Source organism: Nonomuraea guangzhouensis (assembly GCF_019396345.1).
In the GTDB taxonomy this organism is placed as follows: domain Bacteria; phylum Actinomycetota; class Actinomycetes; order Streptosporangiales; family Streptosporangiaceae; genus Nonomuraea; species Nonomuraea guangzhouensis.
Genome location: NZ_JAHKRM010000005.1, coordinates 158,439 through 173,576 on the forward strand (window position 1 = coordinate 158,439; position 15,138 = coordinate 173,576).

The 15,138-nt window shown below is 69.7% G+C and carries 14 protein-coding genes; 6 read left to right on the top strand and 8 right to left on the bottom strand.

Annotation, left to right across the window (positions count from 1 at the left end; genetic code table 11):
* Nucleotides 1-54: 54 nt before the first annotated feature.
* The gene (locus tag KME78_RS67105; protein WP_219528800.1) at nt 55-675 is read left to right on the top strand and encodes a TetR/AcrR family transcriptional regulator; all 621 of its coding nucleotides are present in this window, start codon (nt 55-57) and stop codon (nt 673-675) included.
* 198 nt (nt 676-873) lie between these two features.
* Here KME78_RS67105 and KME78_RS11410 read toward each other — a convergent pair whose 3' ends face one another.
* Nucleotides 874-1,299, bottom strand: coding sequence for a PPOX class F420-dependent oxidoreductase (locus tag KME78_RS11410; protein ID WP_219528801.1), 426 nt, complete (start codon nt 1,297-1,299; stop codon nt 874-876).
* Nucleotides 1,300-1,550: 251 nt separating this feature from the next.
* Here KME78_RS11410 and KME78_RS11415 point away from each other — a divergent pair, with 251 nt between their 5' ends.
* Together KME78_RS11415 and KME78_RS11420 are read left to right on the top strand one after the other, a co-directional pair.
* Entirely contained in the window at nt 1,551-2,303 is a 753-nt protein-coding gene (locus tag KME78_RS11415) for an SDR family NAD(P)-dependent oxidoreductase (RefSeq protein WP_219528802.1), read from the top strand.
* A 5-nt stretch (nt 2,304-2,308) separates the two neighbouring features.
* Complete coding sequence (locus KME78_RS11420) at nt 2,309-2,650, top strand: MerR family transcriptional regulator (RefSeq protein WP_219528803.1); 342 nt, start codon at nt 2,309-2,311, stop codon at nt 2,648-2,650.
* Between the two features lie 10 nt (nt 2,651-2,660).
* On the opposite strand, the gene KME78_RS11425 is transcribed toward KME78_RS11420, so the two are convergent.
* Complete coding sequence (locus KME78_RS11425; RefSeq protein WP_219528804.1) at nt 2,661-3,332, bottom strand: M15 family metallopeptidase; 672 nt, start codon at nt 3,330-3,332, stop codon at nt 2,661-2,663.
* A gap of 79 nt (nt 3,333-3,411) precedes the next feature.
* Nucleotides 3,412-6,414, bottom strand: a complete 3,003-nt coding sequence (locus tag KME78_RS11430; RefSeq protein ID WP_219528805.1) for an AfsR/SARP family transcriptional regulator — start codon at nt 6,412-6,414, stop codon at nt 3,412-3,414.
* Between the two features lie 141 nt (nt 6,415-6,555).
* Here KME78_RS11430 and KME78_RS11435 point away from each other — a divergent pair, with 141 nt between their 5' ends.
* Complete coding sequence (locus tag KME78_RS11435) at nt 6,556-7,950, top strand: FG-GAP-like repeat-containing protein (RefSeq protein WP_219528806.1); 1,395 nt, start codon at nt 6,556-6,558, stop codon at nt 7,948-7,950.
* 42 nt (nt 7,951-7,992) lie between these two features.
* Nucleotides 7,993-9,357 carry an FG-GAP repeat domain-containing protein gene (locus KME78_RS11440; RefSeq protein WP_219528807.1) on the top strand — a complete coding sequence of 455 codons (1,365 nt, stop codon included), beginning with the start codon at nt 7,993-7,995 and terminating at the stop codon, nt 9,355-9,357.
* A 58-nt stretch (nt 9,358-9,415) separates the two neighbouring features.
* Here the strand turns inward: KME78_RS11440 and KME78_RS11445 are convergent, their stop codons facing one another.
* The 5 genes from KME78_RS11445 to KME78_RS11465 all read right to left on the bottom strand — a co-directional run bounded on the left by KME78_RS11445 (nt 9,416) and on the right by KME78_RS11465 (nt 13,433).
* Nucleotides 9,416-9,631 (bottom strand): helix-turn-helix domain-containing protein, encoded by a 216-nt coding sequence (locus KME78_RS11445; protein WP_219528808.1) that lies wholly within the window; start codon nt 9,629-9,631, stop codon nt 9,416-9,418.
* Complete coding sequence (locus KME78_RS11450) at nt 9,631-10,233, bottom strand: DUF2975 domain-containing protein (RefSeq protein ID WP_219528809.1); 603 nt, start codon at nt 10,231-10,233, stop codon at nt 9,631-9,633. Before KME78_RS11450 ends, KME78_RS11445 begins: the two co-directional genes overlap by 1 nt.
* A gap of 33 nt (nt 10,234-10,266) precedes the next feature.
* On the bottom strand, nt 10,267-11,655 hold the full coding sequence (locus tag KME78_RS11455; protein WP_219528810.1) for a serine hydrolase domain-containing protein: 1,389 nt from the start codon (nt 11,653-11,655) through the stop codon (nt 10,267-10,269).
* A gap of 96 nt (nt 11,656-11,751) precedes the next feature.
* Complete coding sequence (locus tag KME78_RS11460) at nt 11,752-12,810, bottom strand: winged helix DNA-binding domain-containing protein (protein WP_219528811.1); 1,059 nt, start codon at nt 12,808-12,810, stop codon at nt 11,752-11,754.
* Nucleotides 12,807-13,433, bottom strand: a complete 627-nt coding sequence (locus KME78_RS11465) for a TetR/AcrR family transcriptional regulator (protein ID WP_219528812.1) — start codon at nt 13,431-13,433, stop codon at nt 12,807-12,809. Before KME78_RS11465 ends, KME78_RS11460 begins: the two co-directional genes overlap by 4 nt.
* A gap of 52 nt (nt 13,434-13,485) precedes the next feature.
* Between KME78_RS11465 and KME78_RS11470 the strand changes: the two genes are divergently transcribed.
* Nucleotides 13,486-15,060, top strand: a complete 1,575-nt coding sequence (locus KME78_RS11470) for an ABC-F family ATP-binding cassette domain-containing protein (RefSeq protein WP_219528813.1) — start codon at nt 13,486-13,488, stop codon at nt 15,058-15,060.
* Nucleotides 15,061-15,138 lie beyond the last annotated feature (78 nt).

Sequence of the window (15,138 nt, forward strand, 5' to 3'; positions counted from 1 at the left end):
GAGAGTGGTTCACTTACTGAGTACTCGGTAAGTGAATGAGTTAGATTTAACATCGTGACCCCCAGCAGGCAAGTACCTGGCAGGCAGGAACGCGCTCGCCAGCGGCGAGAAGAGATCATCACGGCGGCCGGCGAGATGTTCGCCCGCAGCGGTTACCGCGGCACCTCGCTGGCCGACGTCGCGGCCCGGGCCGGCATCACCGAGCCCGGGCTCCTGCACCACTTCGGCAACAAGGCGGGCCTGCTGCTGGCGGTGATCGAGCGGCGCGACCTGGACAGCGAGGCCTTCGCGCTCGAACTGCTCGGCATGGAACCCTCCGGGCGGCTACGGGCCCTGCCGGAGTTCGCGCGCCGAAACAAGCAGCGGGCCGGACTGGCCAAACTGTTCACCGTCCTGGTGGCCGAAAGCCTCGAACCGGGCTCGCCGGGCCATGAGCACTTCGTCGACCGCTACCGCTCGATGCGCGCCATCGTCGCCGAGAACATCCGCTCCGCCCAGGCCGCCGGACTCGCCCGCCCGGACGTCGACCCGATGGCCAAGGCCATCGAAATCCTCGCCACCCTCGACGGCCTGCAGACCCAGTGGCTGCTCGACCCCGAGGCCGTCGACATCGTCGCCACCGTAGAGTCCTACGCCCGCACCCTGGAACGCGACCTCACTTGCGGCCTGCCTTAGGCGGCGTCCGCGACTCCACCCACTGCGGCCACCGTGACCGTCCCGGCGCAGCAGCGCGCCCTGGCCTATCTCGCGCCTGCGCCGGGCCGCCTCGAAGCCCTTCCTCAGGTCGGCGACAACTGTGGTTCATAGACGGATCCTTGGCCGGGCCGCCGTGGAGTGGGCGTGGAATCGGCGTGACATGCGGCCGGGTGTTCGTCAGTCGGTGATGCCGCCGTACGCGATGACCTTGGTGGGGTGCAGGCGGACGACGAGTTCACCGGGGACGGCATTACGCCTGCCGCTTTCCTCGGCCTTGTCCGCGCCCATGTAGCGGGCACCGGCCCGGCTGGCGACGTCGAAGAGCTCGTCCGGGTCCTCACTGAGCGTTACGTCGCCGCGCGCTTCGACATAGGCGAAGGGCGGGGCGTCGTCAGCGACAGAGAGGGACGCGCGAGGGCTGCGCCGCAGGTTGCGGGCCTTGGCCGTGGTGCCGCCCGTGGTGAACAGGAAGTCCTCGCCGTCGAAGATGAACCAGACGGGGGTTATGTTCGGGGTGCCGTCGGCCCCAATGGTGGCAAGCCGTCCGGTGGGCGCCCCGCGGTTGACGAAGGCGTGCCATTCCTCGGTCGACATCGTGTGCATGGGTGGTCCTTGTCTGTGGTCGGTCTGTGGTCATCCGGGACGGCGGTTGCGCGGAACCGTCTCCAGAACGGACGCCCGTGACTGATCCCGGGCAGCGCCAGTGCTGTGTCACGCGCGGTGCCCAGGAGCTTCTCGGCACTGACGGAACCGAAAGGCATGACGCAGGTTAACCTCGGCGGCCATAGGTGTGCGGGCCGACAGGCCGCTCGCGCTTGACCTTGACCCCAAGGGCCGGGTTTAGCGTCCCGCACATGGAAGACACCCTTCACGGCCGGGCCGTGCTCATCACTGGTGGCGGTACCGGGATCGGCCGGGCCACGGCCCGGCGCTTCGCCGCCGCGGGCGCCGAAGTCCTCATCGTCGGGCGTACGGCTGAGACCCTGGCGGCGGCCGTCGAGGAAGGTCCCGGCATCCGGATGTTCGTGGCCGACGTCGCCGCGCCGGATGGCCCGGACGCCATCGTGGCCGCCGCGCTCGACGCGTTCGGCCGGATCGACGCTCTGGTCAACAACGCCGCCATCACCCGTCCGGCGGCACTGGAGGCGATCGACAGGAAGGTCGCCGAGGAGCAACTCGCCACGAACCTGCTGGGACCGGTGTTCCTCACCCAACGCGCGCTGCCGTACCTGGAGAACGGGGGCACCATCGTCAACGTCACCTCCAACCCGCCGCACTATGGCTGGGCGAACAATTCGATGTACGGCTCCACGAAGGTGGCCCTCGACTTCCTGACCCACACCTGGGCGGTCGAGCTCGCGGAGCGCGGTATCCGGGTCGTGTCCGTGGCGCCGGGGGTGACGTCGACGCCGGTGCTCGGCAATGCCGGTTTCTCGGCTGAGGAGATCGCCGCCGTGGGAGAGTCGCTTCGGGCCCGGATCCCGTTGGGTCGGCTCGCGCGGCCGGAAGAGATCGCCTGGTGGATCGTGAACGCGGTACACCCGGAAGGCGGCTATCTCAACGGTACGGTCATCCGTGTCGACGGTGGGCTGAGTGCGTCTGGGTGAGAAGAATGCTGATCGGAGAGCTGGCCGGCAAGGCAGGCACCACCATCAAGGCGCTGCGCTATTACGAGCAGGAGGGCCTGCTGCACCCCCGGCGGGCACCGAACGGTTACCGGGAGTACGACGAGGCGGCGGTCGCCCAGGTAGGCACGATCAAGGCGCTGCTCTCGCTCGGCCTTACCGCCAACGACCTCCGGGCCTTTCTGCCCTGCCTCGGGGAGGGCATCCCCGAGGGGCCTATCTGTCCCGACAGTGCGCGGGTCATCGCCCGGAAGCTCACCGTCGTGGAGGAGAAGATCGCCGCGCTGGAGGTGCTGCGCGGGCGGCTGATCGACGTGCTGGCTTCTTGATCCGGCGGGGCTACTCGGCGAGAAGCCCGCCGTTGAGGGCGGCCGGGCCGTACTGCGCATAGGGCTTTCCCTCGACGAATGCCCAGTAGCGGTCGCCGTAGGACCAGTGCCACCACTCCGTGGGATAGTTCACGAAGCCGGTCGCCGTCATGGCGTCGATCAGGACCTGCCGGTTGCTTCTCGCCTCCGCCGAGATCCCCGCCGAGTCCGTGTAGCACTCCTCGCCGTATTCCGGAGGGGTGGCGTTGACCTGTGTGCCCATCGGGAGTTCGGTCCCGTCCTCGGTGCAGAGTGTGACGTCGATCGCTCCGCCGGCCACGTGCGGCGCCACCTCGGGCGGTGAGACGTACTTGGCCGCCTCGACGCAGAGCCGCTCCCACGTCCAGTCGGGGTGGGTGTGCCGCATTCTGTCCAGGGAGCTGGAGAAATAGCGTTCCTGCAGCGCGTACGGGCGATACCCCTCCACCAGGAGCAGCCGGAGTCCCCGGGGAAGCCGGATCTGCGCGGCCGTGAGGCGGCCGACGATGCCGAGCCGGACATGCGCGTGGGCGCCCTCGTGGTCGGCCAGTCGCGAGTCCACCCGGATGGCCTTCCCTTCGCGAAGGTCGACGAGGGGCTCGCCGCACTCCTTCACCGGCAGCGCGGCGATTCGCGGGTCGGACAGAAGCACGTGCTGCGCCATACGAGCTCTCCATGGGCCATCTGCGGCGAAAGTTCCTCACAGCATGGATCAAGACCCTCAAAGTTCTCTGTAACCCGCTTTATAGCGACAGCTCGCCGTACTCCCTGGCGCCGTACCGCCGGAAGATCTCCTTGGCCTCGGCCTTGATCGTCTCGGCGGTGGTGAGGTCGCCGAGAGCCTCGTGCACTTCGGCCAGGTTGCGCAGGGTGCGGGCGCGGAACAGGGTGGCACGCTGCAGCTCCCAGATGCGCAGCGCGTCCTCCAGGAGTTCCTTGGCCTGGTAGAGCCGCCCCTCCGCCAGGTGCAGCTCGCCGAGTACGCGGAGCGTACAGGCCTCGCCGAAGGCGTCGTTCAGGGTACGCAGGAGCGTCAGCGACTCCCGCAGCGGCCCCCTGGCCTCGTCGAACCTGCCCTGGCGCAGGAGCGCCTTGGCCAGCGCGCGCTCGCAGTACGCCGCCATCAACCGGTCGTCGGCCGCCTGGAAGATGGCCAGCGCCCGCCTGGCGACCTCCTCGGCCTCGGCCAGCTCGCCCCTGGCGCGGTGGTAGAGCGACATGCTGCGCAGCGTCAGGCCCTCGCCGCGGCGGGAGCCGACGGCGGTGAACAGTGACAGCGCCTCCGCCAGATCGGCCCACGCCTTGGGATAGTCCCCCGTCTCCACGCGCACGGTCCCGGCCAACCGCCTGACGTGCCCCATCGCCGAGGCGTCGTCGAGATCGGCCAGCAGCTCCCGTGCCCGGTCGAGGAAGCGCAGCGCCTCGGGCAGGTATCCCTGCTCGCGGCAGGAGGCGCCGAGCGCGGCGAGGGTGGCGCCCTCGCCGCGGATGTTCTTGGCCGCCCGGAACAGCGACAGCGCGTGGCTGAGATAGGCGCGCGACTCGGCGTACATGTCCCGCTCGTAGTGGAGCTGCCCGAGCCCGGCGAGCAGGATCGCCTCGCCGAGGATGTTGTCCGTGCGGCGGGCGGCGGACAGGGCCGCCTCGTGCGTCCTGTGCCAGCTCGCGAACCGGTCGTCGAAGACGTACTGGTGTCCCCCGAAGGCCGTGCACGACAGCGCGGCGGTCAGCTCGACGGCGAGCTCGTCCAGGTCCATCGCGGCCGCCAGCTCCACGCCGGTGATCAGCGCCTCCTGCTCGCCGCGGAACCAGGCGCGCGGATCGGCCACCACCGACCGCGCCACCTCGGCGTCCACCGGGCAGGCCAGCCGGTAGGAGGCGGGCACCGAGATCAGGTACGGCGGCGCCGCCTCGTTGATCCGCTCGACCAGCCAGATCCATCCGCCCAGGACCCGCGTCACGACGGCCTCGCGTGTCTTCGCGTCGTCCTCCGCCAGGGCGCGCTCTCTGGCGAACAGGCGGATGAGGTCGTGCAGCCGGTAGCGGAGCTGTCCGCTCGCGTCGACACCTTGGACGTCGACGAGCGAGACGTCCACGAGGTGTTCGAGGATGCGTTCCGCCTCGCTCAGGCTCGTCTCCAGCGCGGCGGCGGCCACCCAGGCCGGGAAGGACGGCAGGCCCATCAGGCCGAGGCGGCGCAGCGCCGTACGGGCCGAGGACGGCAGGTGCGCGTAGCTCAGGCTGATGCCGGCCCGTACCTGCTGATCTCCGACGGTCAGCTCGTCCAGCCGGTGCCGCTCGTCGGCCAGCCGGCTGAGCAGTCGCGCGAGCGGCCACTGGCGGCGTGAGGCCAGCCGGGCGCCGGCGATGCGGATGGCCAGGGGAAGCTGGCCGCACAGTCGTACGATGTCGCTCGCGGCATGGTGCTCGGCGGCCACCCTGTCGCGGCCGGCGATCCGTGCGAGCAGGTCGATCGCCGTGTCGGCGGGCAGCACGCCGAGCTCGACGAAGCTCGCCCCGGCGAGCCCCACGAGCCGGTTGCGGGAGGTGACGAGCACCGCGCAGCCGGATGCGCCGGGCAGCAGCGGCCGGACCTGCGCCTCGACGGCGGCGTCCTCCAGGACGACCAGCTTGCGCTGGTTCGCGAGCAGCGTGCGGTAGCGGCCGACGCGCTCCTCCAGCGTCACAGGCAGTCGCGTCGTGGCGGGATCGAGCTCGCGCAGCAGCCGGCCGAGCACCTCTTCAGGGCCGGCCGGGGCGTCGCTCGTGCCGCGTAGTTCGATGTGGAGCTGCCCGTCGGGGAAGTGCTCGGCGACCTCGTGGGCCGCCCGGAGGGCGAGGGCCGACTTGCCCATGCCGCCGGCACCGGAGATCACGCAGATCGGCATGGCGTCCGGCTGGGTGAGCGCCGTGCGCAGGGCCGCGATCTCCTCGCCCCTGCCGATGAAGTCGGCCGGTGGCGAGGGCAGCTGGCGGGGTCGTCTCCTGCGTACGGGGGCCAGCAGGGCGGGGTCCGAGCGCAGGATCGCCTCATGCGTCTGCCTCAGCTCGGGCCCCGGCTCGATGCCGAGCTCGTCGATCAGCACCTGCCTGCCCTCGCGGTACACGGCGAGCGCGTCGGTCTGCCGCCCCGCCTGGTAGAGCGCCACCATGAGGGAGCGGCGCAGGCGTTCGCGGGCGGGGTGCAGCGCGACCAGTTCGGCCAGTTCGTCGAGGAGCTGTTCGCCCTGGCCCATCGTCAGCTCGGCGGCGATCCGCTCCTCGATGACGGTGATCCTGAGCTCGTCCAGCCGCGCGGCCTCGGTGCGCAGGAAGGAGTCGCTGATCCCGCCGAGGGCCGGGCCCCGCCAGAGCGCCAGGGCGGCGCGGAAGCTCTCGCGCGCCTCCGATAATCGGGTCTCCTGTACGGCTTTCCGTCCTTCGGCGACGAGCCGCTCGAAGACCTGCAGGTCGAGCGCGTCAGGCGGCACCTCGGCGAGATAGCCGACCCGGTCGGAGACGATGACGTTGGCCATGCCCACGCCCTCGAACGACCGGCGCAGCGACGCGACGTAGGTCTGCAGTACGGGCCGCGCGGTAGCGGGCGAGCGCTCGCCCCAGACCGCGTCGATGAGCCGCTCCACCGGCACCGTGCGGCCGGGGTCGAGCAGCAGCGCGGTGAGCAGCGCCCGCGGCTTGGCTCCGCCGAGCGGTACTTGCCGGTCCCCCTTCCATGCCTCAACCGGGCCGAGAAGCCGGAATTGCATACCGCCTCCTCAAGGACGAGGGCTTCTAAAGGTCATTTATAGCCCCCCACCAGGGTCAAAGGGCGATTACAGCGAAGTTTGATCGCGGTCCCGCACGCTCTCGAAGTCCGATCACGACGATCCGAGAGACGAGGGATCACCATGAGTGAACTCCGTATAACAGGCCGGCGACTCGCAGCGGGTCTGGCCACGACGGCGATCGTGGCCACCGGCGTCACCGCCGTCATGGCCGGCCCGGCCGCCGCCGTGAGCAGGCCCGCGATCGTCTCCGCCGCCCAGGCGGAGCTGAACAACGGCACCCGGAATCATGAGAGCCCCATGGGCAGCGGGTGCAACTACTACACCGGTGTCTTCCGTACGTGGAAGGACTCCGCCGGCTGCCCCAGCAGCGATGGCGTGCAGTGGCGCGACAGCAACTGGTGCGCGGACTTCGCCAAGTACGTCTGGCGCAAGGCGGGTGTGCCCCACGCCGACGTCGCCGAGCTGGACGGCGGTGTGCTCACCGGGTGGGCCAGCTCGTTCAAGGACTACGGGACCAAGTACGGGACCTGGCACACCAGAGGCAGCGGCTACACCCCGCAGCCGGGAGACGCCGTCGTCTTCGACTGGGAGCAGAACGGTGACATCGACCACGTCGGCATCGTGAAGAGCGTCGACAGCGGCACGATCTACACGATCGAGGGCAACAGCGGCGACAAGACCTCGGCCAACTCGCACTCCCGGTCGAGCACCGACATCGTCGGCTACAGCGCCCCGGTCGACGCCAACGACGGTGGTGCGTCGAACGAAGACGGTGGGGATTTCAACGCCGATGGGGTGGGTGACATCTTCTCGGCCGCTACCGGGACGCTGACGGTCTGGAACGGTAAGGGTTCGAACAACTTCGCCTCCGCCGTCGAGGTCGGGCCTGGCTGGGGTTCCTACAGCAAGCCGATCGCCGGCGACTTCAACGACGACGGGATCAGTGACCTGGCGGCGGTGAAGGATGGCAGCACGCTGACCATCTGGAACGGCAAGGGCGACAACAACTTCTCCAGTGGCGTCGAGGTCGGCCCGGGCTGGGCGCTGTATGACAGCACCCTGACCTCGCTGGGTGACGTCAACGGCGACGGCCACACCGACATCGCCGCCGTCCGTGAGGGCACCGGCACCTTGTATCTGTGGAACGGCAAGGGCGACAACAACTTCGCCTCCGCCGTCGAGGTCGGCCCGGGCTGGGCTGCCTTCAGCAAGCCGGTCGGCGGTGACTTCAACGGTGACGGCGTCGGCGACCTGGCCGCCGTCAAGGACGGCAGCACCCTGCACATCTGGAACGGCAAGGGCGACAACAACTTCGCCTCCGCCGTCGAGGTCGGTCCCGGCTGGGCTCTCTACGACAGCACCCTGATGTCCCTCGGTGACGTCAACGGCGACGGCCACACCGACATCGCCGCCGTCCGCGAAGGCACCGGCACCCTCTACCTGTGGAACGGCAAGGGCGACAACAACTTCGGCTCCGCCACCGAGCTCGGCCCCGGCTGGGCCCCCTACTTCTAACCACTCCGCTCAGACCCTTCCCACGACTTGGAGCGTCAGACAATGACAAGAACATTCGCTCGCCATGCGGCAACGGCGATGCTCACCACCTTCGCGATCGTCGCCTTATCCCCCTCGGGGCACGCCGCGGCTGATCCGACCGGGCCACCGACCGGCCGGGTGACCGCCTCCTACGCCACCGCCGCATGCGACCCCAACGGCACGACCAGCGGGGACGCGGCCCTGGCCACACAGCTGAACGGCGTCCTGACAGCTACGATGAAGGGCTACATGACGGCGTACCGCGTTTCGTGCGCCCGCATGATCGTCAAGGCCGCCCGCGATCGCGGCCTGGCTCCCAGAGCGGCGGTCATCGCGGTCACCACCACGATCGTGGAGTCGACCATCCAGAACATCAGCGAGACGGTCGACCACGACAGCCTGGGGCTGTTCCAGCAGCGTGCGTCGTGGGGCAGCGCCGCCGAGCGGCTCAATCCGATCTGGGCCACCAATGCCTTCCTCGACAAAATGATCAGGGAATACCCGAACAACGCCTGGAAGACGGCGCCGATCGGCGAGGTATGCCAGGCAGTACAGGTCTCGGCCTACCCGGACCGCTACCAACCCCAAGCCGGAGACGCGCAGAAGATCGTCGACGCCCTCTGGAAGCCGCGGAGTTCGCAGAGCGCGGACTTCAATGCCGATGGGGTGGGTGACATCTTCTCGGCCGCGACCGGGACGCTGACGGTCTGGAACGGTAAGGGTTCGAACAACTTCGCCTCCGCCGTCGAGATCGGGCCTGGTTGGGGTTCCTACAGCAAGCCGATCGCCGGCGACTTCAACGACGACGGGATCAGTGACCTGGCGGCGGTGAAGGATGGCAGCACGCTGACCATCTGGAACGGCAAGGGCGACAACAACTTCTCCAGTGGCGTCGAGGTCGGCCCGGGCTGGGCGCTGTATGACAGCACCCTGACCTCGCTGGGTGACGTCAACGGCGACGGCCACACCGACATCGCGGCCGTCCGTGAGGGCACCGGCACGCTCTATCTGTGGAACGGCAAGGGCGACAACAACTTCGCCTCCGCCGTCGAGGTCGGCCCGGGCTGGGCCGCTTTCAGCAAGCCGGTCGGCGGCGACTTCAACGGTGACGGCATCGGCGACCTGGCCGCCGTCAAGGACGGCAGCATGCTGACCGTCTGGAACGGCAAGGGGGACAACAACTTCGGCTCGGCCGTCGAGGTCGGTCCCGGCTGGGCGCTGTACGACAGCACCCTGATGTCGCTGGGCGACGTCAACGGCGACGGCCACACCGACATCGCCGCCGTCCGCGAAGGCACCGGCACCCTCTACCTCTGGAACGGCAAGGGCGACAACAACTTCGGCTCCGCCACCGAGCTCGGCCCCGGCTGGGCCCCCTACTTCTAACCACCCCACCCATTCCCGCCGGGGCGTCGACACACCAAGACGCTCCGGCGGGATTTGTCTATGACCGTTCGTAGCTGAGCAAGTCTCCCGGCTGGCAGTCGAGTGCGTCGCACAGCCGCATGAGCGTGGAGAAGCGGATCGCCCTGGCGTGGCCGTTCTTCAGGATCGACAGGTTGACGACGGTGATCTGGACACGGTGCGACAGCTCGGTGAGCGTCAGGCCGCGCTCTTTGAGGACTTCGTCCAGCCGTACGCGGATGACCGGCTCGGCCATCAGACGGTGGCCTCGACCTCTTCGAGGAGCATCACGCCGCGCCTTACGATCTCCGACACGCCCAGCACCGCCATTCCGGTCACGACCCCCATCAGCGCGTCACCCATCTGCAGGTAGAACGGATAGTCCTTGGCCAACAGTATCGAGGTCAGGATCGACTCGCTCACCGTGCCGAGCACGCCCGTGGCGAGCGAGCCGATGATCAGGATCCAGCCGAGGCGACGCAGATGGGCGGCGGTGATGGCGGAGAACAGCGCCCTGTCTCCTGACCTGGCCCGGCGCACCGCGCGGACGACGGTGAACAGGGCGAGCAGCGTGGTCGCACCGCCCGGCACCCACAGGAGCAGATAAAGCAGGGCGACGAGCGGTGCGGAGCCCTGGGGGCGGACCTGGACCTCGGCGGTCACGTTGGTGATCGTGGCATCGGGCGCCGCTATGCCCGCGACCGGCACGTCGTACACGTGCAGCGGCACGCCGATACCGTTGGCGCCGACGAAGGCCATCATGACGGTGGAGAACAGCAGCGCCAGCGCGCCCAGGCAGCTGATGATCAAGGAGAAGGTCAGCAGGATTTCGAGTCGGTTGAGCCACTTCGTAGCCATAATGATAATCGTAAATAACGATAGTCGTTATGTCTACTGGGCTGCTCCTCTCCACAGACGCGCGACCACCACCGCTAACCCCGCCGCCGCAGCAGTCACCAGCCAGATCATGAACGTCGGATAGAGGTAGACCACCTGGATCCACATGATGTCCCTGCCTCGGGCGAGCACCCGGAAGACCGGCGCGATCGCCGTACACAGGACGATCGGCAGCAGATACGGCAGCAGCCGCCACCGTTGCCGGCCCGTCCGGCGGGCGGCCCAGCGCCGGGAGCGGGCCACGCCGCGTGCCGCCAGCGCGACGGTCGCCAGGGTCAACAGCGCGAACACCAGGTCGGTGGCCAGGAAAGGCGAGGAGGGCGCGTCCGGTTGGCGCCCCTCGATCAGGGCGACCAGGCCGTCCATGAGGGCGGCGCTGTCGGCGAAGGCCATGCCGGTGTTGGCCATGACCGCCACGCCGTATCCGGAGCCGGGTATCAGCAGTTGCTGGGCCGTGGAGGTGAACAGGTCACCGCCGTGCCGGAGGACAGGAGTGCCGCGCGCGGTCTTGTCGAGCTCCCAGCCGAGGGCGTAATCCGGGTTCTGGGCGGAGGGTGTGCGCATCTCCTTGACGCTCGCGGGAGACAGGATGCCGTTGTTCTGGGCGATCAGCCAGCGGGCCATGTCGCTCGCGCTGCTGAGCACGCCGCCGGAGCCGTTGCCGAACCCGGGCGGCTCCGGCACGGCGATCGCCTGGCCGAGGATGTAGAGGTGGCCCCGGGCGCTGCCGGGCAGGTCCCGGTCGGTGTCGATCGTGCTGCTGTGGCGCAGGCCGAGTGGCGTGAACACGTGCGCCTTGAGGTAGGCCGCGAACGGCTCGCCGCTCACCACTTCGACCAGCCGGGCGGCGACCTGGTAGTTGGTGTTGTGGTAGCTGTAGGCGGTCCCCGGCGCCGTGGCGAGCCGCGCGTCTCTGAGGCGGGCCACCGCGTCCTGGAGCGAGTCGGGCTGAGGCAGGCTCTTCTCGCGGAAGGCCGAGTCGGCCATGCCCGAGGTCTGGTCGAGGAGCTGGCGCACGGTGATGCCGGCCGCCCGGGGATCGGCCAGCTGGAACTCGGGCAGGTAACCGTGCACCGGTTTGTCCAGCTTGACCTGGCCTTTCTCCACCAGTTGCAGGACGGCCAGTGAGGTGAAGGACTTGCTGACCGACGCGAGCGCCATGGGGGTGTCGGCGGTCACGGGGTCACCTGTCGCGGTCCGGCCGTAGCCCGCGGCGTGAATGACCTCCTTTCCCTTGGTGACTGTCACCGCCACACCTGGCAGTCCGGTCGCTTCACGGTATTGAGCGATATATCCGTCGATCGTCGCCGGGGTAAGAGCGGGGCTGCCTGGTGCAGCGGGGAGTACGGCCAGGCAGAGCGCCGCGAGGGTGTTCAAGAGCACGCGTCAACGCTAGGCACCACGCCTCGACGGCACATCGCGGAAAACCGTCAACCCGCACTGCGGAAAACCGTCAACCCGCACTGCGGAAAACCGCCATCAGATCCCGGTGACTTCGCCGTCCTTGCCCGGTTCGGCGAAGGCGAGCAGCCTGGCCGCCTCATCCCTGATCTCCTGGGCCCGCCCCGGCGACACCGGCTCGAACATCTCGACGCTCACCACCCGCTTGTCCCGCTTCCACACTCCCTGCACGAACCCGTCGACCAGGACCGTCCCGAGCACCTGCCCGTTGATGGTGATGACCCGCTTGCGGTGCTCGTCGGAGATGATCCGGGTCCGGTCGGCATGGCTGAGCAGCACGTTGTCGAACGGCGCCAGCAGCCGCACCGGCGCGTCCACGTCCGGGCCGGGCCGTGGCGCGTCCGGCAGGTCGAACAGCCCCCTGTCCAGCTCCACCAGCCGCGGCCGCAGCCGTTCGACCACCTCGCGCAGCCCGGTCAGCCCCGACCACGCCTGTACGTCGGCCACGGTGGCGGGCCCGAAGGCGGCCAGATAACGCACCACCAGGTCCTCCAGCGACGGCGACGGGTGCAGCTCGCGGCCCAGCCACGACTCGGCGGTCGCGTACGCGGTCTGCCCGGCCTTGCCCCACACCGCCCTGGGCGGCACCTGCACCAGCGGCGCCAGCATGCGCATGACCTGCGCCAGGTCGGCCGCGATCGTGCCGGGGAAGCGCCCGGCCAGCAGCGTTCCGAGCTTGGCCGCGGTCAGCGGTCCGTCGGTCAGCGCCTCGCGGCCCGCCTCGACGACCGCCGCCAGGTCCAGGCCCGCGAGCTTCGTGCTGTACGCGGTGTGCAGGTATTTGGTGAGCAGCGGCTGCGTCATCGGCCGCAATGTCAGGCAGTCGGCGGCGCTGACCAGGTGGACGGTGCCGCGCATGAGCACGATCCTGACCACCTCACGCCCGGTCAGCAGCCCCGCCAGCTCCTCGGGCCGGAACCCCTCCAGACGCGACCAGAGCCCGAAGTACGGCGGGAACGGCGCCTGCGCCTGCAATCCGACCAACTGCTCCACGGCCCGCAAGGCGGGCATCGCGTGCCGCTGGAGCAGGAGTTGCCTGGCCAGCGTGGCCCGGTTGAGCTCTCTGGCAGTGATCATCGGTCCATCCCGTCGAGGAGGTAGCCCAGGCCGCGGGCGAAGGTGTCGTCCCAGTCGTGGCCGAGCCCGTGCGCGGCCAGTGTGGGATAGGTGTCACGCTGGGCGCGCAGATGCCCGTCCAGCGCGGTGGCGGACTGCTCGCGGGCCTGCGTCGTGGCCGATCCCGTGACGAACGTGGACAGGCTGTGGGCGGCCGCGACCAGGTCCGGCCCGGCGAACCCGGCTCCGGCCAGCGTGGCGTACAGGAACTCGGTGCGTTCCAGCGCGTTCGGGCCCATCATGGGCCGGTCGAGCAGCCCGATCGACCAGGGATGGCGCAGCAGCGCGGCCCGCCAGCCGGTGACGAGGCCGGCCACCCGCTCCCGCCAGCCGGACCGGCCGCCGGGCAGCGCGACCTCGCCGAACACGGCGTCCAGAGCCAGGTCGAGCACGTCGTCCTTGGTCTTGACGTGCCAGTAGAGGGTGGTGGAGCCGGTGTCGAGCCGCTCGGCCAGGTGGCGCATGGTCAGCCGCGCCTCCCCCTCCTCATCCAGCAGGGCCACGGCCTCGGCGACGATCCGCTCCAGGGTGAGCGGTCTGCGTTCCTGCTTGCGCGGCCGCAGCCACACGCTGTCGTTGGACACCAGGCGATAATACGTTGTACCAGAACCGGATCGATGGTCTAGTACTAGAACGATGAGCCATATCCAGGTCGATGAGCTGACGTACCTGCTGCCCGACGGACGACCGCTGCTGCACGAGGTGTCGTTCAAGATCGGCGATGGGGCCAAGGCCGCGCTGGTCGGGCCGAACGGCGCGGGCAAGTCCACGCTGCTGCGGCTGATCGCCGGAGAGCTGCGGCCCGACGCGGGGCGGGTGGCCGTCACCGGTGGGATCGGGGTGATGAGGCAGTTCCTCGGCCACGGCACGGTCGCCGGGCTGCTCCTGGCCGTGGCGCCGCGGTCGGTCAGGGACGCCGCCGCCGAACGCGCCGCGGCCCAGGCGGCACTCGGCGCATGTGACGACGAGCCCGCGCAACTGCGGTACGCCCAGGCCATCAGCGACTACGCCGACGCCGGCGGCTACGAGCTGGAGGTGGTCTGGGACGTGTGCGCGACCGTCGCGCTCGGCCTGCCGTACGAGACGGTCCAGGGACGGCCACTCGGCACGCTGTCGGGCGGCGAGCAGAAACGGCTCATGCTGGAGGCGCTGCTGCGCGGCCCCGACCAGGTGCTCCTGCTCGACGAGCCGGACAACTTCCTCGACGTGCCCGCCAAGCAGTGGCTCGAAGGACGGTTGCGCGACAGCGCCAAGACCGTGCTGCTGGTCTCGCACGACCGGCGGCTGCTCGCCGAGGCCGCCGACCGCGTCGTCACGGTCGAATCCAGGGGCGTATGGGTGCACGGCGGCGGCTACGCCGGCTACGCCCAAGCCCGCCGCGAGCGTACGGCGCGGCTGGAGGAGCTACGCCGCCGCTGGGACGACGAGTATGCCAGGCTGCGCGGCCTGGCCGACAGCCTGCGCCGGCGCGCCACCCACAACGACGCGCTGGCCGGCGCCTACCAGGCGGCCCTGACCAGGCTGTCCAGGTTCGAGCAGGCCGGGCCGCCGCAACGCCCGCCCAGGGAGCAGAACATCCGCATGCGGCTGCGCGGCGGCCGCACCGGCAAGCGCGCCGTCGTCTGCGAGCGCCTCGGGCTGAGGGGCCTGCTCGACGCCTTCGACACCGAGATCTGGTACGGCGAGCGGGTCGCGGTGCTCGGACTCAACGGCACCGGCAAGTCACACTTCCTCCGCCTGCTCGCCGGGGAGCCCATCGGCCACACCGGCACGGTCAGGCTCGGCGCCCGCGTCGAACCCGGCCTCTTCGCCCAGACCCACACCCGGCCCGACCTGCATGGACGCGCTGTCGCCGACATCGTCATGGCCGATCATCGGCTGGAACGCAACGACGCCATGGCCGCGCTCGCCCGCTACGAACTCGCCCCCGCCGGATCGCAGCCCTTCGAGACGCTGTCGGGCGGGCAGCAGGCCCGGCTGCAGATCCTGCTGCTGGAGCTGTCGGGGGCGACCTTGCTGCTGCTCGACGAGCCGACCGACAACCTCGACCTGGCCAGTGCCGAGGCGTTGCAGCGGGGACTGGCGGCGTTCGAGGGGACCGTGCTGGCCGTCACCCACGACCGGTGGTTCGCCGACGACTTCGACCGCTACCTGATCTTCACGGCCGACGGCCGGGTCCGCGAGGCGGCCGAACCGGTGTGGGATCGCTGAGGAACTCCCGCAGGACCGGGGCCAGCGCCCGCGGGTCCACGTCGTGCGTCTGGCCCGCCAAGGTGCGATGCCGCCCCT